The organism is Nocardia tenerifensis NBRC 101015 (assembly GCF_000308715.1).
In the GTDB taxonomy this organism is placed as follows: Bacteria; Actinomycetota; Actinomycetes; order Mycobacteriales; family Mycobacteriaceae; genus Nocardia; species Nocardia tenerifensis.
The window spans coordinates 1-23,131 of record NZ_BAGH01000352.1; the positions used below are offsets into that span (position 1 = coordinate 1).

The window sequence follows — 23,131 nt, forward strand, 5'->3', positions numbered from 1 at the left end:
ATCGCGGGCGCGGTCAAGGTGCTCAAGGACGCCGGCGCGGGTGACGTGGTCATCGCCGCGACCCACGGCGTGCTGAGCGACCCGGCCGCCGAGCGGCTCGCGGCCTGCGGCGCCAAGGAGGTCGTGGTCACCAACACGCTGCCGATCACCGAGGAGAAGAAGTTCCCGGCGCTCACCGTGCTGTCCATCGCACCGCTGCTGGCCCGCACCATCCGCGAGGTCTTCGAGAACGGCTCGGTCACCGGGCTTTTCAACGGCAACGCGTAGTTTCATCCGGCGTGAAAGCCGCTCGGACCTCGGTCCGGGCGGCTTTTCGTTTACCCGGTTCCCTCGGCCGAGGCGGTGCGGCGGGGATACTGAGGGTATGGACATCGTCGACGACGTCGATTTGCGACGGGCCCGGCCGCGCCACCTAGCGCAATCCGCTATCACAGTTCTTCCGTCGTGGTACGCATAACGGATAAGCCGGACGCCGTCCGTCCGCCGTTCGCGGACGGCCGCGGTGGCGGACGCACGACGAGGTAGTGACCGGACTACACGAGGAGGCGCGATGAGCACGCCGCAGGATCCGAAACCTACCGGCGGTACCCCGGAGTCCGGGAGGGAAGTCGAGCCGGGCGCCGCGGCCCAGCCGACGCCGCACAGTCCCCAGCCGACTCCACACGATGCCCAGTCCGCAGCCGACGACGCCCAGCCCGCACTGCGGGACGCCGCGGCCGCGTCGCACGATCCGGACGATTCCGCGAAGTCCCCCGGCGCCCCCTCACTGTCGAAAGACGTTGGCGCGGCGGAACCTTCGAGTGAGCCGTACGCCGCGCCCTCGACTCCGGCCGGTGAGTGGTGGCAGCCCACCGACGCGCCCGCCGGGCCGCTGGGCGGGCAGGCGCAGCCGACATCCGGCGGCTCGACCGGACACTCGAGCGGTCAGCCCTCGTGGGACGCCGGTGGTCAGCCGGGTTGGGGCGCGGCGCAGCCATCCTGGGGCAGCGAACCTGCGGGCGGCCAGCAAGGCTGGAGCGGTGACCAGCAGGGCTGGGGCGCGCCCACCGAACAACCGCAGTGGGGTGGTCCGCAGTATCCACCGAATCAGCCGCAGCACCAGCAGTATCCGGGCAGCGGTCAACCACAGGACGCTCCGCAGTACCCGCAGGGCGGGATGTACAACTACCCGCCGTCCGGCGGCTACGGCGGACAGGATCCGGCGGGCGGCGGTTACGGCGGACCGCAGAACCCACAGCCCGGCGGCTACGGCGCGTATCCGCAGCAGTACGAGCCCTACACCACGCCGCCGCGGTCGGGCACCCAGGTGTTCTCCATCATCGGTTTCGTCTGCGCGGTGGTCGCGGTGCTGTTCTGCCCCATCCTGTTCGGCCCCGCGGGCATCGTGCTCGGCATCATCGGCCACAACAAGGGCGAGTCGCTCGGCAAGTGGGCCGCCATCGCGTCGGGCGTCACCATGGTCATCGGCTTCCTGGTGGGGTTCCTTGTCTTCAACGGAGACCTCAGAACGTAGATTGCTGGGTATGAGCGAGGCGAAGTTCAGCGGTATCCCGCTGGCGGGACTGGATTTCTACGAGGACTTGGCGGCGGACAACTCGAAGGCGTTCTGGACCGCGCACAAGGACGTCTACGAGAAGGCGGTGAAGGCGCCGATGCTCGCCCTGCTCGGCGAGCTGGAGCCGCACTTCGGCGCGACCAAGCTGTTCCGGCCCTATCGCGACGTACGGTTCTCCAAAGACAAGACGCCCTACAAGGATCACCAGGGCGCGTACGTGGCCGTCGCGCCGAGCACCGGCTGGTACGTGCAGATCGGCGCGGCCGGGCTGTATGTCTCGGCGGGCTTCTTCGGCGGTTCGTCGGAGCAGATCGCCCAGCTACGCGCCACCATCGACCATGATGTGCGCGGCCCGGAGCTGGAGGCGATTCTGGCGAAAATGAGCAAGGCGGGCTACACGGTCGAGGGCGATCGGCTCAAGACCAAGCCCAAGGGCTACGACGCCGACCACCCGCGCATCGACCTGCTCCGGCACAAGGCCATCTTCTGCAGCAGGGAGTTCGGCGCGCCGGCATGGTTGGACAAGCCGCGGGCCGCCAAGGAGATTCGCACCGCCTGGGAGACGATGCGGCCCCTGGTCGACTGGCTCGCCGCCGTGGTGTCCGGCGCGACCACCCGCACACCGTTGCTCGCCTGATCCACTTGCCACAAGGGCCGCGCGCTCGACTGCGGGCGACGGACATCGGGCGGCGGCTATGCTGCGCTGGAACCGAGTGCTCGAGCGAAGGGGACGATCGTGTTGGGGGTGGGTGAGTCGTTCGCCGACCACCTTGTCGAGGGCGTGCTCGGACAGGGTGGCATGGGAACCGTCTATCGGGCCCGGCATCCACGTCTGCCGAGACTGGTCGCGCTGAAGCTACTGCACCGCGCGGTATCCCAGGACGAGGAGTTGCGACGGCGTTTCATCCAGGAAGCCAATGTCGTTGCCCGGTTGGAACATCCGGGAATCGTCGGCATCTACGATCGGGGCACGACCGACGGTCACCTCTGGATTTCGATGCAGTACATCGCGGGCATCGACGCGGCGCGGCTCGCGACCGGGACGACGCCGCCCGCGCACATCCTGCGGATCATCACCGATACCGCCGACGCGCTCGACTACGCGCACAGCCGCGGCGTACTGCACCGCGACATCAAGCCCGCGAATATTCTCCTCTCCGAACAGGATTCGGGTCGCGGCCCGCGCGCCGTCCTCACCGACTTCGGCATCGCGCGACTGCTCGACTCCGATACCAAGCTCACCGCCACCGGAACCTTCACCGCCACCCTCGCTTACGCGTCGCCGGAACAGCTGTCCGGTGATCCGATCGATCACCGCGCGGACCAGTACTCGCTCGCCTGCACGCTGTACGCCCTGCTGGCGGGCCGAGCCCCGTTCGCGGCGACCAATCCGGGCCAGGTAGTCGCCGGGCACATCGCCAAGCCGGTTCCCCGGATCAGCCACCACCGCCCCGACCTTCCGGCACCGCTCGACGACGTGATCAGCCGCGCGATGGCCAAGCAGCGCCAGGACCGCTTCGACAGCTGCGCCGAGTTCGCCGCCGCGGCCACCGCGGCTCTGCACGGGCGGCCGTCGTCGAGGACGGCGCCGACCGTGCTCAATTCCCGGACCGCCCCGACTCGACGCGAACACGACCAGTGGAATCGCCCCTCCCCCACCCTCTTCGATTCGCAACCCACGCCGACGTGGGAAACGGGCGGATCGGTCTATCCGGCCCCGATGTCGCCGGTGGGCGATCCGCCGCAGCCCTCCGGTCGCACCGCCGGAATCGCCGCCATCGGCACGCTGATCCTCGCCGTGCTGACCTCGGTGCCCGTGATCTTCGGAATCCTTGATCTGCTGACCGGGCGGGTCAAGGGGCGAAGCTACGACGCCACCGGCGAGACCGTGGTCGTCGCACTGATTTTCGGCGCGATCACACTGCTCTTCGCCGGTGGTGCTGTCGCTCTGTTGTCGCGACGGCGCTTCGGACGCTTCGTGGTCATCTTCGGTACCGCCCTCGCCGCGCTGGCGGCCGCCGGGATGATCGTCCAGAACCTTACCGACGGAGGAGTGCTCGCCGTGGCCGTGCCGACGCTGCTGCTCGCCGTGACCGTGCTGGGCAGCGCGATCTCGCCGTCGACCGGCCGCTGGCTCGCATACCGGCCCACGATCACCGATCACTGAGGCCGCAGGCCGGCACCGCGCAGGCCGAGGCCGGCGCGGGGCACAGTTTCTCCGCGGTCCTACTCGCGGGCCGCGAGGACGAGGGCGAAGCGATCGTCCGGGTCGGTCCACACCCGCTCGGTGCGGAACCCGGCGGCGTCGAGCTCGGTCGACAGGCCGTCCACGCGGAACTTGGCCGAGATCTCGGTGCGCATCTGCTCGCCCGCGGCGAAGCGCACCGTGAGATCCAGGTTGCGGACGTGAACGGTCATGTCCTCGGTCGCCGCCAGGCGCATCTCGATCCACTCGTGCTCGGCGTCCCACAGCGCGATGTGCTCGAACTTGTCCGGCGCGAAGTCGGCGTCGAGCCGAGAGTTCAACACGTGCAGCACATTTCGGTTGAACTCGGCGGTGACGCCGGCGGCGTCGTCGTAGGCGGGCACGAGCACCGCCGGATCGATGACCAGGCCCGCGCCGAGCAGCAGCTGCTCCCCCGGCTCCAGCACCTGGTAGATGCTGCCGAGGAACTCGGCGCGCTCGGCGGGGACGAGGTTGCCGATGGTGCCGCCGAGGAAGGCGATCATCCGGCGGCCGCCGCCGGGCAGGTTGTGCAGGGTGTCGGTGAAGTCGCTGACCACGCCGTGCACGGCGAGCCCGGGGAACTCGGCCGCGATCTCGTCCGCGGCGGCCCGCAGCGCCGAGGACGAGACATCCTGCGGCACATAGGTCTTCAGCGGACCCTCGGCGGTGAGCGCCGACAGCAGCAGCCTGGTCTTGACGGCCGAGCCCGCGCCCAGCTCGACGAGCACCTCGGCCTGGGCCACCCGGGCGATCTCGCCGACCACCCGCTCGAGCAGCGCGCGTTCGGTGCGCGTCGGGTAGTACTCCGGCAGTTCGGTGATCCGCTCGAACAGTTCACTGCCGCGGGCGTCGTAGAACCATTTGGGCGGCAACCACTTCGGGTCGGCGGTCAGGCCGTGGCGGGCGTCGGCGCGCAGGGCCGAGGTGAGGTCGTCGTCGGAAAGGTGGATCTCCAGCGTCGGTGCGGTCATCGTGTGGCGCCTTTCGTACTGTCGAGCAGCGTGCTGTCGAGCAGTGGATCGATGGTGAGCTTTCCCGGACGGGCGGTGACCAGGCTGTGGTCGGGGATGGACCGCCAATTCGGGTCGTCGTCATAGGGTTCGGAGGCGAGCACGGCGAAGTCGTCGGTGACCAACGCCGAGAGCGAGTGATACACCGTTGTGGCCCAGAGGGTTTCGCCGTCGCCGAGCAGGAGGTTGAGCCGCGCGGCCGGCGCGTGTTTCAGCACGCCGGACACGAGCCGGCTGAGCGCGGTGGCCGGGGAATCGATGAAACCGCCCGGCGCCGCCGCGCTGAGCAGCTGACGCAGCAGCACCCAGAGCGTCGCGGCGTCGGTGGCCGACTCGGCGTCGAGCAGCTGAATCGTCTCGAACAGCCGGGTCGCGCCGAATTGCGTTGCGGCCATGTCCAAATCGGACGAGACCGCCGTGAGCACCTGACGCCAGTTCGGCACCACGCCGTTGTGGCTGAACGCCCAGCGCCCGCTCGTGAACGGCGCGCACGCGGCGCGCTCGATCGGCATGCCGACGGTGGCGGACCGGATCGAGCCGAGCACGGCGGTCGAACACAGTTGCGTCAGTACCTCGTCCACCGCGGGGTCGGTCCAGATGGGCGCGGCGTTGCGGTAACGGCCGGCGATCGGCTCGCCGTCGCCGTGCCACCAGGCCGCGCCGAAACCGTCGGCGTTGATGGCGCCGCCGCCGCGCATCTCGCGCGGCGCCCAAGCCTGGGTCCGCAGAGAATGCGTTCCGGCCGTGAGCATCTCGCCGACGCTCACCGCCGGACCCAGGTAACCGAGATGTCTGCACATCAGTGTCCACCTCCGTGCTCGGATCGGTCCGGCGGCCACTCGGCCGGCCGGAATTTGGTCGTGGCCGTGCTCACTCGCCCTCTCCCCGCCGCAGATCGCGGGCGAGCCGGAAGCCCGCGAAGATCTGCCGCCGGATCGGGTGATCCCAGTTGCGGAACGTGCTGCGGCAGGCCACCGGATCGGTGCCGAAGGAGCCGCCGCGCAGGACGCGGTAGTCGCCGCCGAAGAAGACCTCCGAGTACTCCCTGTAGGGGAACGCGCGGAAACCCGGGTACGGCTCGAAACCCGAGGCGGTCCACTCCCAGACATCGCCGATGAGCTGATGCACACCGGCCGGGGTCGCGCCCGCGGGGTAGGCGCCGACGTCGGCCGGTTCCAGGTGGCGCTGACCGAGATTCGCGGTGGTGTCGTCGGGTTCGGCGTCACCCCAGGGGAATCGGCGGGCCGCGCCGGTGGCCGGATCGTGCCGCGCGGCCTTCTCCCACTCGGCCTCGGTGGGCAGCCGCTTGCCCGCCCAGTTCGCGTAGGCCTCGGCCTCGAACCAGCACACGTGCACCACCGGCTGGTGCGGGCGCAGCGGGGTGAGCACGCCGAAGACGCGACGCCACCACCGCCCGGCGGAGTCGCGCTCCCAGAACTGCGGCGCGACCAGCCCCGCCTCCTTCCGGTGCGCCCAACCGCGCTCGGACCACAGCTCGGGGCGGTCGTACCCCCCGTCGTCGAGGAACGCGAGATACTGCTCGTTGGTCACCGGCGCGGCGTCGATCGCGAAGCCGGGCAGGCGAACTCGATGGGCGGGCCGCTCGTTGTCCAGCGCCCACGGCTCGGTGGAGGTGCCCATGGTGAACTCGCCCGCGGGCACGACGACCTCGCCCGTGACGGGAGCGGCGGTGCTCGGCGCGGCCCGTGCGGTCAAAACCGCTGGGCCGGTGCGGAGTTGATGGGTGGCCAGCATGGTCTCGTCGTGCTGCTGCTCGTGCTGGGCGATCATGCCGAACGCGAAACCGTCGTCGACCAGCGGCGAGCCGCGTAAAGCGCTGCGCTCCAGCACATCCCACACCTTGTCCCGGACGGTGCCGACGTAGCCCCTGGCCTGACCCGGGTCGAGCAGCGGCAAGGCCGGGCGGTTGGAGCGGGCGTGTTTGAACGCGTCGTAGAGCTCATCGATGTCGGCCCGCACCGCCTCGCGGCCGCCGACATCGCGGACCAGCCACAGCTCCTCCTGGTTGCCGATGTGCGCGAGGTCCCAGACCAGCGGGCTCATCAGGCGTGAATGCTGCGCCACCAGTTCGGCTTCGTCGACGCAGTCGGTGAGGGCGAGGGTGCGTTGTCTCGCGCGGGTGAGCACCTCGGCGATCTGCTCGCGCAGTCGCTCGGCGCCGGAATTGTCGGTGGTGGGCGAGTGGTGAAGGGTCACAGGAGATCTCCGGTGTCGGTTCCAGTCGGATTCGGGGCGGCTGACTCTGCCGGGCCGGATCGGCAGTGCAGGCAGGCCCTGCCTCCGGCACCGAGTCGCCCACGCTCGGCATCGCCGCGACGAACCCGGCTCAGCCCTTGGTTCACTCGCTGACGCGCCTTCACGTGCCCTTGGTTCACTCGCTGACGCGCCTTCACGCGCCCTTGGATCACGCGCCGACGCACTCTCACGTGCCCTTCGGTTCGCTCGCCGGCGCGCCCTCACGAATCCGCTCCGGAGCCATCCGCCCCGGCACCGGCCGCGACGGACTCCGCCGCGGGTCTGTGGCCGCCGCGACATCGCTCGGCGGCGGACTCGATCTCGCGGGCGGCCTCAGCGCTCGCCGCGTTGGCCGCCGCCAGGGTGAGCAGTTCGACGGCCACCACACGAATGTCCAAGTCCGCCAACCCGTATCGGGCCGCGTCGAGCCAGCGTCCGGCGAGCGGCGCGGCCACGGCGATCGCCTCGGCCACCACCTCGGGGCCGGACATGAGCGCGTCGAGAACATGGATCGGCACGGTCCAGCCGTCGCCCGGCTGGGCGTCGATGTAGCGGACCTCGAGGTAGCCGGACGCGCGGACCGGCGGGAACAGCGTGGTGAGGTGGTAGTCGAGGTCGTGCCGATCGGGCCGGCGGCCGACCTCGTCGTCCAGCGCGCCGGAGAGCCAGTCGGCGAACGTCGCGCCCGGCGGCGGAGACCAGCCCGGGTCGGCGCCTCGACCTTTCGCGTCTGGGCCGTCGGTGTCCTGCGGTCTTCGCACGCACAGCAGCGGCACGTCGAGCGCCCACCTGCTGTAGCCGACGATCGGATCGGCCCAGTCCATCAGCGGCGGCCGGGTTCGCGCGTTGTCGAGCCGCAGCCAGGCCCGCATCCGCTGGGAGGCCCACTCACCCGCGGGCGCGCCGCGCAGCGACGGCGAGCAGGCGAAGGCGGCAAGCAGCGCGGGACCGATGGCGTAGAGGGCGGTCCAGCGGGCCGCGACATCGGCGCGGTCGGCGCCCGCGTCGACGCTGACCTGCGTGGCCGCGGTATTGCACATCATGAGTTTGCCGAACGGGCCGAGGCCGGCGAAGGTCTGTTCCATGGCGCGGTAGCGCGGTAGCTGGAGCAACCGTTTGGGGCGGCGGTCCGCGTCGGCGGCGGCGGAAACGGTTCGGATGGACCGGGTTTCGAGAAGTTCCCGCAGAAGGCGGGCATCGTCGCGGAGCGAGGTACTCAGCTGCGCGGCATCAGCGAACGGTGCGCTGGACAGTTCTATCTGGCCACCGGGTTCGATGGTGACCCGGCTGCCCCCGGGCAGTGCCAGTTCCGGGGAATCGGGGGCGATGGACCGTGGTGCGTAGGGTCCGAGGGCATCCGCAAGAGCAGTCAACTGCGGACGCGGGGCGGCCGAGGGGCCTGACGCCGAACACTCACCCTGCACGGTGAGCCATTCGAGCTCGGCGCCGATGAGCGTCGGTGGCCCCTGCTTGAAGCAGACACCCCCGATATACGCCTCGGCGGCGGCGCGCGACCCGAGGTCCGCGTCGTGGATTACCGGGCTGACCAGCTCTGAATGTTCCAGCGTGACCGCCATACCAACCTCCAGTGTCTCCGAGTCGCTGTGGGTTCGTGTCCGCCGTTGGATCGATGATCGCTCGACGGCCGCTACGTGTTGCGCCCATGGCGATCCATCCAGAGTAGCGAGCAGCACCGACAAGAAATCGACAAGAAATCGAACTGGGGACCGATCGGGCGCGGACGGACAGTGTCGCGCCGGGGCCGTTAAGGTCGGGATCATGCTGGATGACGATCGTGTCCGAGCCGATATCCCCGGCCGCGAGCCGGGCTCGGTGTTCCTCGACAGTGCCGGGTCGTCGCTGCCGCCGCGCGTGGTCGTCGACACCGTCGTCGACCATCTGCGGCGCGAGGCCGTCGTCGGCGGTTACCGCGCCGCCAACGAACGCCTCGACGACCTCGCCGCGGTGAAGACCGCGATCGGCGCGCTCATCAACGCGGCGCCGGCCAGTATCGCGTTGAGCGACAGCGCGACTCGCTCCTGGGCGGACTTCTTCTACTCGATTCCGCTGGCCGAGGGCGACCGCATCCTGGTCTCCGAGGCCGACTACGCGAGCAACGCCATCGCCGCGCTGCAGCGCGCCAGGGCCACCGGCGCGACGGTGGAGAAGATCCCGAGCGACGGCACCGGGCAGTTGGACCTCGACGCGCTGGCGGCCATGGTCGACGAGCGCGTCAAGCTGGTCTCGGTGCTGCACGCGCCCACCAACGGCGGCCTGGTGAACCCCGCCGCGGAGGCGACCAGGATCGCGCACTCGGTGGGCGCGCTGGTGTTGCTCGACGCATGCCAGTCGACCGGGCAGCTCCCGATCGACGTGGCCGAGCTCGACGTCGACGCGCTCTCGGCGACCGGCCGCAAGTGGCTGCGCGGACCGCGCGGCACCGGATTCCTTTACGTCCGACCGGAATTGGCGGCGACGCTCGAACCGGGACGACTCGACCTGCACAGCGCCGAGTGGACCGGGCCAGAGGACTATCGTCTCGCCCCCGACGCGAGCCGCTTCGAGTTCTGGGAGTGCGACGTGGCCGCGCGGCTCGGGCTCGGCGCGGCCGTGCGCTACCTGCTCGACCTCGGCCCGGCGAACGTGTACGAGGCCATCTCCGCGCGCGCCGAGCACCTGCGCAAGGCCCTGCCCGAGATCTCCGGAGTCACGGTGCGCGACATCGGCCTTCGGCACAGCGGCATCGTGTCGTTCACCGTCGACGGCGTCGACTCCGTGGACGTGCGCGATCGGCTCGCCGAGCGAAACGTCACCGTGACCGTGAGCCACGCGGGCTCCACCCTGCTCGACATGACCGGTCGCGGCCTGCGCTCGGTCGTCCGCGCCTCCCCCCACTGCTTCGTAAGCTTCGAGGAGCTCGACCGTTTCGTCGCCGCCGTCGCCGCGCTCGCGAGCTGAAGCCCGCCCGCCGCACTCTCTCTCGGGAGCCGCACTGTCTTTAGGGCCCTAGAGACAGTGCGGAGCCCGAGAGAGAGTGCGAGGGTCGACGGGCAGCCGCGGGGGTCAGGACAGGTGGAGTTCGAGGGCGCGGTCGACGAGTGCGCGGATGTCGGCGGTGGGGCCGACGAGGCGCAGGCTGCGGTTCGCCTGGAGGGCGGCGATGCCGTGCAGGTTCGTCCAGAGCGCGATCGCCCGCTCCGCATCGTCCGCCGCGGGCCGCGCGGCCTCGCTGACCAGCGCCGCGAAGCGCGCGAACAGCGGCAGCGTCGTGGCGCGGAGATTCTCGCCGGAACCCTCGAGCAGGTCGTGCCGGAACATGAGAGTGAACATCTCCGGCCGCTCACCCGCGAACTCGACGTACTCAACACTCATGCGCGCCAAGCGTTCTCGGGCCGTCGCGTCGCCGATCGCGGCGAATCGGTCGATCAAATCGGCGAATCCGCGCGCCGCGATCGCCGCGAGCAGCGCGCGGTGAGTCGGAAAATGCCTGCGCGGTGCCCCATGTGAGACACCGGCTGCGCGCGTAATGGCCCGAAGTCCCAATTGCGCCGCACCGACCTCCTCCAACAGATCGACACCGGCCCCAACCAGGCGTTCCCGCAACGGCTCCTGCTCGACCATGCAGACATTGTCTACGGCACTCACGGAATCTCCCATTCGAGGTGTAGACACTGTCTACACCCGTGCGGTAGACAGTGTCTACACATTCTTTCCGGGAGGTTCTTCGTGTGGTACTGGCTCTTCAAGTACGTGTTGCTCGGCCCCGTGCTGCGGGTGCTGGGTAGACCCGAAGTCGAAGGGCTGGACCATGTTCCGCGCACCGGGCCGGTCATCGTCGCGGCCAACCACCTCGCGGTGATCGACTCGCTGTATCTGGCGCTCGTGCTGCCCCGGCGGGTCACGTTCCTGGCCAAGCAGGAGTACTTCACCGGGACCGGCCTGCGCGGCCGCTTCAAGCGGTGGTTCTTCTCGGCGGCGGGCCAGGTGCCGGTCGACCGGACCGGCGGCAGCGCCGCGGCCGACGCGCTCGCCGCGGCCACCCGCATCCTCGAGGGCGGCGGCGTCTGGGCCATTCACCCCGAGGGCACGCGCTCGCCGGACGGGCGGATCTACCGGGGCCGCACCGGCACCCTGCGCGTCGCGATGGCGACCGGCGCGCCGGTGATCCCGGTCGTGCTCGCGGGCACCGACCGCGTCAACCCGCGCGGCAGCCGGTTGCCCCGCTTCGGCAAGGTCCGGATCAGCTTCGGCGCCCCGCGCTACTACCTGCCCGCCGAGCAGCGCCACGCCGCCCGCGCGGCCACCGACGAACTCATGCGCGAGCTCGCCGCCCGCTCCGGCCGCCACTACGTGGACCACTACGCCGCCACCTTCCACTCCGCCGCGTCGTCCTAGTCCTCCTAAAACAACGGGGCGCCGATTCACGCGCCCCGTAACGCGGACACGCGCGACTCGCGACACTCCAGCAAACGCGGACACGCTGGAAAAGGGTTAACGCCACGCCGGAATCACGGGATAGTGGAGTGCAGGTCGGCAGGCGGCCCGGAGCCGGGGATGAGGGAGTTGACGTTGAGCAGGTTCACCGATGAGATGTACGCGACGGCGCAGGCGTCGACCCGGGGGCTGGTGACCGGCGAGCCGGACGCACCCCGGCGCCAGAGCTGGGGCGAGATCCATCGGATCGCCCGCCGGATGGCGGGCGGCCTCGCGGCGGCGGGCATCGGACACGGTGACGCCGTCGGCGTGCTCGCGGGCCTGCCGGTCGACATCGCACCCGCCTGCCAGGCCATCTGGATGCGCGGCGCGTCGATCACCATGCTGCACCAGCCGACGCCGCGCACCGATCTGGTCGTCTGGGCGCGCGACACCGAGACCGTGCTGACCATGATCGAGGCGCGCGCGGTCGTGCTCGGCGCTCCGTTCGAGGCGGCCGAGCCGCTGCTGCGCGAGCGCGGCATCACCGTGGTGCGGATCGACCAGCTGCACGACGGCGAGGACACCGATCCGGTGCCGACGGTCGAGGACGATATCGCGCTGCAGCAGTTGACCTCCGGCTCCACCGGCTCGCCCAAGGCGGTACGGATCACGCACGGCAACTTCTTCGTGAACGCCTACGCCATGTTTGATCGGGTGCAGTTCCAGCTCGACAAGGACGTGATGGTCAGCTGGCTGCCGCTGTTCCACGACATGGGCATGGTCGGATTCCTCAGCGTCCCTATGCAAATCGGCGCCGAGGTGGTCTGCGTGACCCCGCTCGACTTCCTGAAGCGGCCGCTGCTGTGGGCCGAGCTGATCGACAAGTACCGCGGAACCGTCACCGCCGCACCGAATTTCGCGTACTCGCTGCTGGCTCGCCGGCTCAAGCAGGCCGACGACGGCGCGTTCGATCTCAGCAGCGTCCGCTACATGTGGAACGGCGCGGAGCCGGTCGACCCGGACACCATGGAGACCCTGGCCGAGGCCGGAAAGCGCTTCGGGCTCAGCCCCTCCGCGCTCACCCCGGTCTACGGCATGGCGGAAACCACGCTCGCGGTGTCGATTCCGGATCCGGGCCTGGGCCAGGTGCTCGACGTCATCGACGCCGACCTGCTCGAGGCGCTCGGCAAGGCCGTGCCGGTGCCCGATCAGCACGGGCACGTCGGCAGTATCCGCAGGCTCCCTACGCTGGGCTATCTTGTCGATCATCTGGAGGGCCGGGTGGTGGACGCGGAGCGGCAGGAGTTGCCGAGCCGGACCGTCGGCATCATCGAGTTACGCGGTCCCGCAGTCACTTCCGGTTATGTCACGGTCAACGGCTTCCGCCCGGCACAGGACCCGGCGGGCTGGCTCGACACCGGCGACATCGGCTACTTCACCGACGAGGGCCTGATCGTGGTGTGCGGCCGGATCAAGGACGTCATCATCATGGCGGGCCGCAACATCTACCCCACCGACATCGAGCGCGCCGCCACCAGGGTGACCGGGGTGCGGCCGGGCAACGCCGTCGCCGTGCGCCTGGACGCCGGGCAGAAGCGGGAGAGCTTCGCCGTGGTGGTGGAGAGCAACGAGTACCAGAATCCCGAGGCGGTCAAGCGGATCGAGCGCGAGATCGTGCACGCGGTGTTCTCCGAGGTCGGCGCCCGGCCGCGCACCGTCGCCGTGCTCGGCCCCGGCGCGCTGCCCAAGACCTCCTCCGGCAAGCTGCGCCGCGCCGCCACCGCCGCCCATCTGCGCTGACGCCGCACCGATGAATCCTCGGCGCGGACATCGTCTCTACAGATAGTCAGCGAGGAGGAGACGAATATGCCCGAGCTCGAACCGACCGGCGAACTCAACGAGGATTTCAGCAGCCCCGGCGCCACCGCACCGCCCTGGTCGGCGGTGCGCGAGGTGCTGACGACGTCGGAGATGTTCTGGCTGAGCACCACTCGGCGCGACGGCCGCCCGCACGTCACGCCGCTGCCCGCGATCTGGCACGACGGCAGCCTGCACATCTGCACCGGCGATCAGGAGCAGAAGGCGGCGAACCTGGCCGCCGAGCCGCGCTGCGTGCTGACCACCGGCACGAACCGGATGAACTCCGGCCTGGACGTGGTGGTCGAGGGCACCGCCGCCCGCGTCACCGACCAGGCGACGCTGCGGGAGCTGTCCGCGCTGTGGAAGTCGCAGCTGGACTGGGATTTCGCGGTGGTGGAGGGCGGATTCAACGACGGTGCGGGCCGCGTCGGGCTCGTCTACGCCGTAGCGCCGGAGAAGGTGCTGGCCTTCGGCAAGGGCGAGCCCTTCAGCCAGACCCGCTATCGGTTCGGCTGAGGCGCGTCGCCGCTCAATGCAGTTGGTTCTGCGCGGTTTCCAGGCCGACGCGGAGCAGCAGCTCGACGGCGTCGGCGGCCTGCTCGACGATCACCGGCACCTCTTTGCGCTCCGGCGCGGCGAACGGCTTGAGCACATAGTCGGCGGGGTCCTGGCGACCGGGCGGGCGGCCGATGCCGATCCGGGTGCGCAGATAGTCCTTGGTGGTCAACGCGCTCGACACGGATCGCAGGCCGTTGTGCCCGCCCTCCCCACCGCCGCGCTTGAGCCGGATCTCGCCGAACGGCAGGTCGAGCTCGTCGTGCACGACGATCACCTCGGTCGGCTGCACGGAGAAGAACTTCGCCAGCGCGGCGACCGGGCGCCCGGACAGATTCATGAACGACCGCGGCTTGGCGATCAGCACCTGGCGGCCGTCGAGGCGGGCCTGCAGCAGGTCGGCGCCGGACTTCTTGTGCACGGCGAAACGGCCGCCGACGCGCTGCGCGAGCACGTCGGCGACCAAGAACCCCACATTGTGCCGGGTGCGCTCGTATTCGGGGCCTGGGTTGCCCAGTCCGACGACGAGCGCGGGCCCGGTCGTGGATTCGGTCATCGAGTGAACCGATCCAGGTGTCTTACTCGGCGCTCTCGGCCTCGCCCTCGGCGCCCTCGCCGGCCTCTTCACCCTCGGCCTCGGCCTGCGGGGCGGCGATGACGTTCACGATCAGGGTCTCGGCGTCCACGGTCAGCGTGACGCCCTTGGGCAGCGTGAGCTCGCCCGCGGTGATCTGGGTGCCCGCCTCGACGCCCTCGACCGAGACCTCGATGGACTCGGGGATGTTCAGCGCGTCGGACTCGATGGCGATGGTGGTGGCGTCCTGGGTGACCAGGGTGCCGGGGGCGGCGTCGCCGGTGACGACGACGTTCACGTCGGCGGTGACCTTCTCGCCCTTCTTCACGATCAGCAGGTCGGCGTGCTCGATGTAGCGGCGAATCGGGTGCACGACAACGGATTTGGTGAGCGCGAGCTGCTTCTTGCCGTCGATGACGAGGTTGAGCACCGCGTTGGTGCCGTGCTCGCGCAGGATGGCGGAGAAGGCGCGGGCGTCGAGCGAGAGGTGCTGCGGATCGGCCTGGTGGCCGTACAGCACGGCGGGGACGTTGCCCGCGCGGCGGGTACGGCGGGCGGCGCCCTTACCGAACTCCGTGCGGACGGCGGCTTCGAGAAGGTTGGCGTCGGACATGACTGGATGTACTCCCTACGGCTGTTCCGGGCTGTCAACAGTGCGCCAGGGTCTGTCCGCCCTGGCTGAGTTGGTCTACTCGTCCGACGACGAACGAACGAGGGCGGCCGGAAGCCGCGCCGCGTCGATCACGGTGAACGCAAAGTCTGGTCTGCGGTCACCCTCGCCGAGACAACCCGAACACTGTACCGCAATGGTTATGCGCGGTTTGAATCGGGAGGTCAGGCACGGTCGCGGCGCGGACGCGTCGATCGCGTAGATTAGAGCGGTTGCCGATCGGTCGTCTGTGAAAGGTTGTTCCGTTGACCGCCTCCCCTGAGGGACTCCCCGCCGAGGTCTCCCGACGGCGCACGTTCGCGGTGATCTCGCACCCCGACGCCGGCAAGTCGACGCTCACCGAGGCGCTCGCCCTGCACGCCAGAATGATCTCCGAGGCCGGCGCGATCCACGGTAAGGCGGGCCGCCGCTCCACCGTCTCGGACTGGATGGAGATGGAGAAGGCGCGCGGCATCTCGGTCAGTTCGACCGCGCTGCAGTTCAATTACCGCGCCGAGGGCTCCGAGGTCGACAGCGTGATCAACCTCGTCGATACGCCCGGCCACTCCGATTTCTCCGAGGACACCTACCGCGTGCTCACCGCCGTCGACGCCGCGGTGATGCTGATCGACGCCGCGAAGGGTCTGGAGCCGCAGACGCTCAAGCTGTTCCAGGTGTGCCGCCACCGCGGCATCCCGGTCATCACCGTGATCAACAAGTGGGACCGGCCCGGCCAGGCGCCGCTGGAACTGCTCGACGAGATCAACGAACGGATCGGGCTCACCCCCACCCCGCTGTTCCTGCCGGTCGGCATCGCGGGCGACTTCCGTGGCCTGCTGCGCCGCGGCGAAGAGGGCGCGCCCCTCGAGTACATCCACTTCACCCGCACCGCGGGCGGCGCGACCATCGCGCCGGAGGAGTCGTTGACCCCGGCGCAGGCCGAGGCGCGCGAGGGCGAACCGTGGACCACGGCGGTCGAGGAGAGCGAGCTGCTCTCGGCCACCGGCCAGGACCACGATCAGGAACTGTTCCTCGCCGGGCAGACCTCGCCGGTCATCTACGCCTCGGCCATGCTGAACTTCGGGGTGCGGCAACTGCTGGAAACCCTGGTCGCGCTCGCGCCGCCGCCCGGCCCCCGCCCCGACGTGCACGGCGGCACGCGCGAGGTCACCGAGCCGTTCAGCGCGGTGGTGTTCAAGGTGCAGGCGGGCATGGACGCCGCGCACCGCGACCGGCTCGCGTTCATGCGGATCGTGTCCGGCGAGTTCGAGCGCGGCATGGTGGTCACGCACGCGCAGACCGGCCGCCCGTTCGCCACCAAGTACGCGCTGACCGTGTTCGGCCGGGAGCGCAACACCGTCGACACCGCCTACCCCGGCGACGTGGTCGGCCTGGTGAACGCGACGGCGCTGGCGCCGGGCCACACGCTGTTCGTGGACAAGAAGGTCGAGTTCCCGCCGATCCCCTCCTTCGCGCCGGAGCACTTCGCGGTGCTGCGCGCGGAGAGCGCGGGCAAGTACAAGCAGTTCCGCAAGGCCATCGATCAGCTGGACTCCGAGGGCGTCGTGCAGGTGCTGCGCAACGACATTCGCGGCGACGCCTCGCCCGTGCTCGCGGCCGTCGGGCCGATGCAGTTCGAGGTGGCCACCGCGCGCATGCTGACCGAGTTCAACGTCGAGACCAAGATGGAGAACCTGCCGTACACGCTGGCCAGGCGCACCGACGCCGAGTCGGCCGACGAACTCGGCAGGCAGCGCGGCGTCGAGGTCTTCCTGCGCAGCGACGGCGTCTTGCTCGCGCTGTTCAGCGACAAGTGGCGGCTGCAGTACATCGAGAAGGAGTTCCCGAAGCTGACCCTCGAGCCGCTGGTCGCGACGGCCGACTGAGCTCAGCCCGCCTCCGGTTCGCGCCGGATGGGCGGCGCGCCGGGGTCGCGTTGGACCGAGGAGATGACGCCCTCTTCGCGGGAGATCAGACCCCACCGGCTCGACGTCAGGCGCAGGCTAGGCAGGTCGCTCAGGGAGAGCACCACCTCGTAGGTGCGCTCGTAGCCGGTGTGCGAGATGCGCCAGCGGCCGTCGTCGCAGCGCACGTACTCGTCGGAGTAGAAGGCCGCGCCGCGCAGCAGCATGTTGTGGCCGGGGATGAGCACGGTGTCGGCGAGGTACCAGGTGCCGGTCGCGGAGTCGCCGTCGACGTCGATCTCGGGGTGGTCGCAGCGGTGCTCGGTGATGACGTGCGGGCCGAGGGTGTTGCGCATGAACGCGAGGAACGCGTCGCGCGACTCGAACTGCAGATACTCGCTGTAGGTGGCGGTCGCCTCGGGAATCATGGTGTCCGCGAACTCATCCCAGGATTTCGTGTCGAGGGTGCGCATATAGCGGAACTTCAATCGGCTGATCGCCGCGACGTCGTCGAACCTGCGCTCGTCGCCGCGCGGTCCCCCTACCCGGCGGTCCGGCCCGCCGCCGTCGTTCACCGGGTCGCCGCGCTGCGTCGTACCCGGGTCGACCCGTTCCTGACCGCCTTCACCCGCGTTCGGGTCGCCGCGCCCCTGCCCGCCGGTTCCCTGATCCATACTTAACAATCCCATCCGAAGCCGCGCCGCTTCACGAATTGGGAGATTTGTACCCTCCGTGTCGGGATACCCGTCGGCCGCGAGACTAATTCCCGATCGTGAAGCAGGTGCGGCAGAAGTCCTCGCCGAACTCGGTGAGACGCAGGCTCTTGCGCACGATCTTCGGCGCCCGCCCGGCCTTCTTCAGCGCGGCCTCGACCACCGGCTGCACCTCGAGCACCATGTATCGGCTCAGCACCACCGGGTCGTCGGAGATCTGGGTGAGGCCGAGCCGGTTGAGGTTGATGAGGTAGGGACGCGCCCGGTCCGGATAGCGAACGCCCGCCTGCTCCGGCACCGAGGTCAGGTCGCCTTGGACGAGTTCGGAGCCGATGCCGAGCGGGCGGTTGGTGCGCACGTCGACCGAGGGCTGCGGGCCGCTCTGCGCCATGAAGCGCAGGATGCGGGCCTCGTCGGGGGCGAGTTCGTCGAGGATGCGGTCGTAGGCCGGGTGCACGTCCTCGGTGAAGTAGACGTCGGCGGAGCGGGCGAGCAGCGCGTCGCCGCGGCGGCGCAACTCGGCGGTGCTCGCCGAACGCAGATAGGAGCCGACCGCCAGCGCCTGCTGCTGCGCGCCGCTGCTTCCTGTAGGACCATTCGGCGTCGGCACATAACTGACGATCTCGCGCACCGACCCCTCGGTGACGCCGAGCGCGCTCCGGGCTATGGAGCGCAACGCATTTCCGGTTCGCTCGGCGATATCGGCGGACGACTCACCGTCCAGCGCGGCCTGGGCGATCTCCTTGGTGACCTCGAAGGTGGAGCCGACCGCCCACTGACCGCCGCGCACGACGCTGCCCGCCGCGAGCCCGGCCGCGCGGAAGACGCCGCGAATCAACCGGGCCTCGTTGCTGATCTGCCGCTGTTCGACATCCGAGCTGCGCTCAACCGCGCGGGAACCGGCCCGAGTGATGTCCTGTCCGGCCCTGTCGTCTGCCACGTCATACTCCGATATCGCCAGGTGAACGAATCCGCCCCACAGATTACTGCCCCCTGTGTCGCTGGTCATTGTCGCCGTCGGCCCGCGCGGCGGCGGCATTCCGCACAAACACTGTGACCGATATCTCCGGGTCCGCCACGGCGGTACCGCGCGTTCGAGCTGCGGCGAGCGGTTCCGCGCACAATAAGGTCCCCGTGCCGACAGGGTGCTACTTTGATGTTCCGGTGAGGCGGCGGTCACCGGTGCGTCGGCAGGAGGGTGTGTGTTAGAGAGTGTGTTCGGTGTCCACCCGACAATCCTGCTGGAGCTCCTGACTATCCCTCTTTTCACGGGAATCATCGGCTACATCACCAACTGGACCGGCGTGCTCATGCTGTTCCGACCGCTTGCGTTCCATGGCTTCCGACTACCCGGACTTCGCGCGCTGTATCCCTTCCTGCCCAAAAGAATTCAGGTGCTGCCGCTGCTCAGCTACGACGGCCGAATGGGCTGGCAGGGCATCGTTCCCTCGCGCGCGGACAAGATGGCGAGCATCGCCGTCGACAAGGGCCTGGCCAAACTGGGCAGCGTCGCCGATTTCTATCGGGAGCTGGAGCCGGACAAGCTCGCCGAACATCTCGCGAGCATCGCCGACGAACAGATCCACACCATCGTCGAAGAAATTCTCACGCGCGAACATCCACAGCTCTGGTACAACCTGCCGAGCCAAGTGCGCGACATGGTGCAGGCCAGGGTTCGGCAGCAACTGCCGGATATTCTGCGCGAGCTGACCGATGAATTGGGCGCGAATATTGATCAACTGCTCGACGTGAAGCAGATGGTGATTCGCTACTTCCAGGGCCGCCCGCAACTGCTCAACACGCTGTTCCAAGTGCTGGGCGCGAAAGAGTTGCGATTCATGATCAACTTCGGCTTCTACTTCGGCGCGCCGATGGGCATCGTATTGGTGGCCATCCTGCATCTGACCGGTTGGTCGACGCTGGTCGTCCTGCCGCTCGGCGGCGTGGTGATCGGATGGGTGGTCAACTGGGTCGGCCTGAACATGATCTTCGCACCCGCCTACCCGAAGTGGTGGTGCCCGTGGCGGCAGGGCCTGTTGATCAAGCGCCAGTCCGAGATCACCGACGGCTACGCGGAATTGGTGTCCAGCCAGGTGCTGACGGTCGCCAATATCGGCGACGAACTGCTCAACGGCCCGCGCTCGGACCGCACCATCCAGATGCTCGAGGACACGCTGCGCCCCGCGGCCGACCGGGCGCTCGGGCCGGCCAGGCCCGCCGTCAAGTTCATGCTCGGCAGCCGCGACTACGACTCGCTGCAGGACACCTTCACCGCCGAGGCCATGGCCATCGCCCCGATCGCCTTCGCCGACCCGGAGTTCAACGTCCGCCAGGGCAGGCAGATCAACTCCTACATCGCCAAACAGATGGCCGCCCTGCGGCCGCCGGACTTCGTCGACATGCTGAGGTCGGCCATCAAGCAAGATGAGTGGCTGCTTTTTCTCCATGGCGGCGTGCTGGGGCTCTTCGCCGGATACGCTCATATTCTGATATTCGGAACGGGAGTGGCGACCACATGGCTGTAGCGAAACCCGACCCCGGCGAGGATGCCGGGGCCGTCGAGCACTCCCCCGAGGCCCGCACGCCGTCGACGGAGTTGGCGCGGCGGCCGGGCCGCGAGGTCTTGCGCGAGGACGAATCACCCTCGCGGGTCGGCTATCCCGTCGCGGGCGTGCGCGCGGCCACCGGCGTGGCCAGGGTGGCCTGGACCGCGGTGACCGGCGTGACCGCGTGGGGTGTCGGCACGGCGGTCGGGGTCACCTCGACGGTCGTGCAGCGCAGCGTGCAGGGCGTGCCGCCGCGAGAAGTGCTGGCGGAGGCCGAGTCCGAGGTGCGCGACCGGCTGCGCCGCGCGCTCGGCTTCCCCGACGCGCCGAATGAGCCTGCCGCACAAGCCGTTCCCACTCTGCGTGAGCAGGGCGCCGCGCTGCTGCGACTCTCGGCGAGCACGCACGGCGAGGACGAGAACCACCCCGCCTTCGCGGGGATGCTGGCCGAGCTGACCCCCGACGAGGCGCGCATCCTGCGCTTTCTCCACCTGGACGGTCCACAGCCCTCCATGGACATTCGCACCGGACGCCCGCGCGCGCTCGGCGCCGAACGCCTCGGCTCGATGCTGACGCTGGTCGGCGAGCAGGCCGGGCTGCGCTTTCCGAACCGGATCCAGCAGTACCTGACCAACCTGCGCAGGCTCGGCCTGGTCGAGCACGCGCGCGAGCCGGTCGGCAACCCGCACCGATACCAGCTGCTCGAGGCGCAGGCGCAGGTGCGAGAGCTGTTGAAGCGCTCCGGTTTCGGCACGAAGGTGATCTATCGCAGCGTGGCCCTCACCGGCTTCGGCACCGACTTCGTACGAACCTGCCTGCCGGTCGCCGTCCAGGACGACCGCGCGGCCGGGCACTGACGCGCGACCGCACCCGGGCTAGTCGCTGTCCGCCAGCTCCATCCAGCGCTCCTCTGCCGCTTCCTTCTCCGCGACCACCTGCTTGAGTTCGGCGTTGAGCTTGACCAGGCGGTCCGGGTCGGTCGCGGCTTCGGCCAGCGCGGCGTGCAGTTGGCGTTCGCGCTCGTCGAACTTCTCGATGGATCGTTCCAGCCGGGCCAGTTCTTTGCGGGCGGCGCGCTGGGTGGCGGCGTCGGTGGTCGGCGCGGGCTTCGCGTCGCCGGCCGAGCGGGTCGCGACCTCGCTCTGCGCGGCACGCTTCTTCAGGTATTCGTCGATGCCGCCGGGCAGGTTGGTGAGCTTGCCGTCGCCGAACAGCGCCCAGGTCGAGTCGCAGATGCGCTCGATCAGGTAGCGGTCGTGGCTGATGACGACCAGGGTGCCCGCCCAGTTGTCGAGCAGGTCCTCGAGCTGCTGCAGGGTGTCGATGTCCAGGTCGTTGGTCGGCTCGTCGAGCAGCAGCACGTTCGGCTCGGCCATCAGGATGCGGGTCAGCTGTAGCCTGCGCCGCTCGCCGCCGGACAGATCGCCGACCGGGGTGCGCTGGCGAGCCGGGGTGAACCCGAGCCGTTCGGCGAGCTGGCCCGCCGAGATCTCCTTGTCGCCCAGCGTGATTCGCTGCGCGACCTGCTGCACCGCCTCCAGCACGCGCATATCGGTCGGCAGGTCGTCGAGTTCCTGACGGAGCCAGCCGATCTGCACCGTCTGGCCCTGAATGCGCTTGCCCTTCGCCGGTTCCCGCTCGCCGGCCAGCGTGCGCAGCAGGGTCGTCTTGCCGGAGCCGTTCACCCCGACCAGGCCGACCCGCTCGCCCGGCGCGAGCCGCCAGGTCAGGTCGCGCACCAACTCTCGGCCGTCCGGCGTGGTGAGGGTGGTGTCCTCGAGCTCGATGACGACGCGCCCCAGTCGTTTTCGCGCGAACGCGGCGAGAGAGACGCTGTCGCGCGGCGCGGGCACGTCGGCGATCAGCGCCTCGGCGGCCTCCACCCGATAGCGCGGCTTGGAGGTGCGCGCCTTCGCGCCGCGGCGCAGCCAGGCCAGCTCCTTGCGGGCCAGGTTGGCGCGGCGCGCCTCGGCGGCGTCGGCCTGCCTGGCGCGCTCGGCGCGGGCGAAGATCCAGTCGCCGTAGCCGCCCTCGTAGGTCTCGACCTTGCCGCCGACGACCTCCCAGGTATCGGTGGCGACGGTGTCGAGGAACCAGCGATCGTGGGTGACGACCACGAGCGCGCTGCGCCGGCCCAGCAGGTGCGCGGCCAGCCACTGCACGCCCTCGACGTCGAGGTGGTTGGTCGGCTCGTCGAGCACGAGGAGGTCGAGATCGCGGACCAGCGCCGCGGCCAGGGCGACGCGGCGGCGCTCGCCGCCGGACAGATTGTCGATCGAGGTCTCCAGGCCGAGCCCGGCGATGCCGATACCCTCCATGACCGAGCGGATGCGCGGATTGGCGGCCCATTCGTGTTCTGCGACATCGTCGGGCCCACCCGTCGCCCGACCACCGCCCCCCATCGAATCGCTTCGCGATGCCCAGTGCAAGTCGTCCGCCAACCCCGCCAACACGACTTCGCCAACGGTCGAGCCAGGAGGCAGTACGCCGCGCTGCGTTACCGTCGCGATCCGCAGACCGCCTACGCGACTGACGCGTCCGCTGTCCGGCGGCTCCAGACCGGTGAGCACCTCGAGCAGCGTCGTCTTACCACCGCCGTTGAGACCGACGACGCCGATGCGCTCGCCCGTGTGGACGCCCATCGACACGTTGTCCAGCAGCGGCGTGATCCCAAAGCTTTTTGAGACCTGCTCGAGGTTGATCAGGTTGGCCATGAATCCTTCCGGGTCTTGCGGCGGCGAGTTACGTGCCCTGAGCCAGCGTACTTAGCCCCGCGAACACACGGTTCCGCTGCCCGGTTCCGGCCTCGAAAGCAGGCCACTTGCGTAACGAACGGCGTTCGTCTAAATTCATATGAAGCGAACAA

General features: G+C 69.5%; 19 protein-coding genes and 2 pseudogenes. 11 read left to right on the forward strand and 10 right to left on the reverse strand.

Annotated elements, in window-relative coordinates:
- The 4 genes and pseudogenes from ON39_RS27895 to ON39_RS46185 form a co-directional block, all read left to right on the forward strand.
- Positions 1-267, forward strand: a pseudogene (locus tag ON39_RS27895) (ribose-phosphate diphosphokinase); the annotation flags it as partial.
- 283 nt (positions 268-550) lie between these two features.
- Positions 551-1,513, forward strand: coding sequence for a DUF4190 domain-containing protein (locus ON39_RS46180; protein WP_051187217.1), 963 nt, complete (start codon positions 551-553; stop codon positions 1,511-1,513).
- Between the two features lie 10 nt (positions 1,514-1,523).
- Positions 1,524-2,192 carry a DUF2461 domain-containing protein gene (locus tag ON39_RS27905; protein WP_040738877.1) on the forward strand — a complete coding sequence of 223 codons (669 nt, stop codon included), beginning with the start codon at positions 1,524-1,526 and terminating at the stop codon, positions 2,190-2,192.
- Between the two features lie 108 nt (positions 2,193-2,300).
- Complete coding sequence (locus tag ON39_RS46185) at positions 2,301-3,722, forward strand: serine/threonine-protein kinase (protein ID WP_051187220.1); 1,422 nt, start codon at positions 2,301-2,303, stop codon at positions 3,720-3,722.
- A 59-nt stretch (positions 3,723-3,781) separates the two neighbouring features.
- Here ON39_RS46185 and egtD read toward each other — a convergent pair whose 3' ends face one another.
- The 4 genes from egtD to egtA form a co-directional block, all read right to left on the reverse strand.
- Positions 3,782-4,753, reverse strand: coding sequence for an L-histidine N(alpha)-methyltransferase (gene egtD / locus ON39_RS27915; RefSeq protein WP_040738878.1), 972 nt, complete (start codon positions 4,751-4,753; stop codon positions 3,782-3,784).
- Positions 4,750-5,592, reverse strand: coding sequence for an ergothioneine biosynthesis protein EgtC (gene egtC / locus ON39_RS27920; RefSeq protein ID WP_040738880.1), 843 nt, complete (start codon positions 5,590-5,592; stop codon positions 4,750-4,752). The genes egtD and egtC overlap by 4 nt, the downstream gene beginning before the upstream one ends.
- A 70-nt stretch (positions 5,593-5,662) precedes the next feature.
- Positions 5,663-6,961 carry an ergothioneine biosynthesis protein EgtB gene (egtB, locus tag ON39_RS27925; RefSeq protein WP_040738910.1) on the reverse strand — a complete coding sequence of 433 codons (1,299 nt, stop codon included), beginning with the start codon at positions 6,959-6,961 and terminating at the stop codon, positions 5,663-5,665.
- Between the two features lie 308 nt (positions 6,962-7,269).
- Positions 7,270-8,625 (reverse strand): ergothioneine biosynthesis glutamate--cysteine ligase EgtA, encoded by a 1,356-nt coding sequence (gene egtA / locus ON39_RS27930; protein ID WP_083894731.1) that lies wholly within the window; start codon positions 8,623-8,625, stop codon positions 7,270-7,272.
- A 202-nt stretch (positions 8,626-8,827) separates the two neighbouring features.
- Here egtA and ON39_RS27935 point away from each other — a divergent pair, with 202 nt between their 5' ends.
- Positions 8,828-10,006, forward strand: a complete 1,179-nt coding sequence (locus ON39_RS27935) for an aminotransferase class V-fold PLP-dependent enzyme (protein WP_040738881.1) — start codon at positions 8,828-8,830, stop codon at positions 10,004-10,006.
- A 105-nt stretch (positions 10,007-10,111) separates the two neighbouring features.
- On the opposite strand, the gene ON39_RS27940 is transcribed toward ON39_RS27935, so the two are convergent.
- Positions 10,112-10,669 carry a TetR/AcrR family transcriptional regulator gene (locus ON39_RS27940; RefSeq protein WP_040738882.1) on the reverse strand — a complete coding sequence of 186 codons (558 nt, stop codon included), beginning with the start codon at positions 10,667-10,669 and terminating at the stop codon, positions 10,112-10,114.
- Positions 10,670-10,774: 105 nt separating this feature from the next.
- Here ON39_RS27940 and ON39_RS27945 point away from each other — a divergent pair, with 105 nt between their 5' ends.
- The 3 genes from ON39_RS27945 (at position 10,775) to ON39_RS27955 (ending at position 13,840) form a co-directional block, all read left to right on the forward strand.
- Positions 10,775-11,443 carry a lysophospholipid acyltransferase family protein gene (locus ON39_RS27945; RefSeq protein WP_040738884.1) on the forward strand — a complete coding sequence of 223 codons (669 nt, stop codon included), beginning with the start codon at positions 10,775-10,777 and terminating at the stop codon, positions 11,441-11,443.
- Between the two features lie 174 nt (positions 11,444-11,617).
- Entirely contained in the window at positions 11,618-13,264 is a 1,647-nt protein-coding gene (locus ON39_RS27950) for a fatty acyl-AMP ligase (RefSeq protein ID WP_040738913.1), read from the forward strand.
- A gap of 66 nt (positions 13,265-13,330) precedes the next feature.
- Complete coding sequence (locus tag ON39_RS27955) at positions 13,331-13,840, forward strand: pyridoxamine 5'-phosphate oxidase family protein (RefSeq protein ID WP_040738885.1); 510 nt, start codon at positions 13,331-13,333, stop codon at positions 13,838-13,840.
- 13 nt (positions 13,841-13,853) lie between these two features.
- On the opposite strand, the gene pth is transcribed toward ON39_RS27955, so the two are convergent.
- A complete protein-coding gene (pth, locus tag ON39_RS27960; protein ID WP_040738887.1) occupies positions 13,854-14,435 on the reverse strand; it encodes an aminoacyl-tRNA hydrolase in 582 nt (193 codons plus the stop codon).
- A 22-nt stretch (positions 14,436-14,457) separates the two neighbouring features.
- Complete coding sequence (locus tag ON39_RS27965; RefSeq protein WP_040738888.1) at positions 14,458-15,066, reverse strand: 50S ribosomal protein L25/general stress protein Ctc; 609 nt, start codon at positions 15,064-15,066, stop codon at positions 14,458-14,460.
- A gap of 302 nt (positions 15,067-15,368) precedes the next feature.
- On the opposite strand from ON39_RS27965, the gene ON39_RS27970 reads away from it, so the two are divergent.
- Positions 15,369-16,988 (forward strand): peptide chain release factor 3, encoded by a 1,620-nt coding sequence (locus ON39_RS27970; RefSeq protein WP_040738890.1) that lies wholly within the window; start codon positions 15,369-15,371, stop codon positions 16,986-16,988.
- Between the two features lie 2 nt (positions 16,989-16,990).
- Here the strand turns inward: ON39_RS27970 and ON39_RS27975 are convergent.
- Together ON39_RS27975 and ON39_RS50830 are read right to left on the reverse strand one after the other, a co-directional pair.
- A pseudogene (locus ON39_RS27975) lies at positions 16,991-17,512 on the reverse strand (nuclear transport factor 2 family protein); the annotation flags it as partial.
- Positions 17,513-17,765: 253 nt separating this feature from the next.
- Positions 17,766-18,659: an Abi-alpha family protein gene (locus ON39_RS50830; protein ID WP_083894733.1), complete on the reverse strand. Its 894-nt coding sequence runs from the start codon at positions 18,657-18,659 to the stop codon at positions 17,766-17,768.
- Positions 18,660-18,921: 262 nt separating this feature from the next.
- Between ON39_RS50830 and ON39_RS27985 the strand changes: the two genes are divergently transcribed.
- Together ON39_RS27985 and ON39_RS27990 are read left to right on the forward strand one after the other, a co-directional pair.
- The gene (locus ON39_RS27985) at positions 18,922-20,244 is read left to right on the forward strand and encodes a DUF445 domain-containing protein (RefSeq protein WP_174412572.1); all 1,323 of its coding nucleotides are present in this window, start codon (positions 18,922-18,924) and stop codon (positions 20,242-20,244) included.
- Positions 20,235-21,122, forward strand: a complete 888-nt coding sequence (locus ON39_RS27990; protein WP_040738891.1) for an Abi-alpha family protein — start codon at positions 20,235-20,237, stop codon at positions 21,120-21,122. Before ON39_RS27985 ends, ON39_RS27990 begins: the two co-directional genes overlap by 10 nt.
- Before the next feature lie 18 nt (positions 21,123-21,140).
- Here the strand turns inward: ON39_RS27990 and ON39_RS27995 are convergent, their stop codons facing one another.
- The gene (locus ON39_RS27995; RefSeq protein WP_040738892.1) at positions 21,141-22,979 is read right to left on the reverse strand and encodes an ABC-F family ATP-binding cassette domain-containing protein; all 1,839 of its coding nucleotides are present in this window, start codon (positions 22,977-22,979) and stop codon (positions 21,141-21,143) included.
- Between the last annotated feature and the right edge of the window lie 152 nt (positions 22,980-23,131).

Bases quoted from the DNA above. Each gene is read 5' to 3' on its own strand.
- ON39_RS46180 (WP_051187217.1), top strand. From the start codon at position 551: ATGAGCACGCCGCAGGATCCGAAACCTACCGGCGGTACCCCGGAGTCC.
- ON39_RS27905 (WP_040738877.1), top strand. From the start codon at position 1,524: ATGAGCGAGGCGAAGTTCAGCGGTATCCCGCTGGCGGGACTGGATTTC.
- egtD (WP_040738878.1), bottom strand. From the start codon at position 4,753: ATGACCGCACCGACGCTGGAGATCCACCTTTCCGACGACGACCTCACC.
- egtC (WP_040738880.1), bottom strand. From the start codon at position 5,592: ATGTGCAGACATCTCGGTTACCTGGGTCCGGCGGTGAGCGTCGGCGAG.
- egtA (WP_083894731.1), bottom strand. From the start codon at position 8,625: ATGGCGGTCACGCTGGAACATTCAGAGCTGGTCAGCCCGGTAATCCAC.
- ON39_RS27935 (WP_040738881.1), top strand. From the start codon at position 8,828: ATGCTGGATGACGATCGTGTCCGAGCCGATATCCCCGGCCGCGAGCCG.
- ON39_RS27940 (WP_040738882.1), bottom strand. From the start codon at position 10,669: ATGGTCGAGCAGGAGCCGTTGCGGGAACGCCTGGTTGGGGCCGGTGTC.
- ON39_RS27955 (WP_040738885.1), top strand. From the start codon at position 13,331: ATGCCCGAGCTCGAACCGACCGGCGAACTCAACGAGGATTTCAGCAGC.
- pth (WP_040738887.1), bottom strand. From the start codon at position 14,435: ATGACCGAATCCACGACCGGGCCCGCGCTCGTCGTCGGACTGGGCAAC.
- ON39_RS27965 (WP_040738888.1), bottom strand. From the start codon at position 15,066: ATGTCCGACGCCAACCTTCTCGAAGCCGCCGTCCGCACGGAGTTCGGT.
- ON39_RS27990 (WP_040738891.1), top strand. From the start codon at position 20,235: ATGGCTGTAGCGAAACCCGACCCCGGCGAGGATGCCGGGGCCGTCGAG.
- ON39_RS27995 (WP_040738892.1), bottom strand. From the start codon at position 22,979: ATGGCCAACCTGATCAACCTCGAGCAGGTCTCAAAAAGCTTTGGGATC.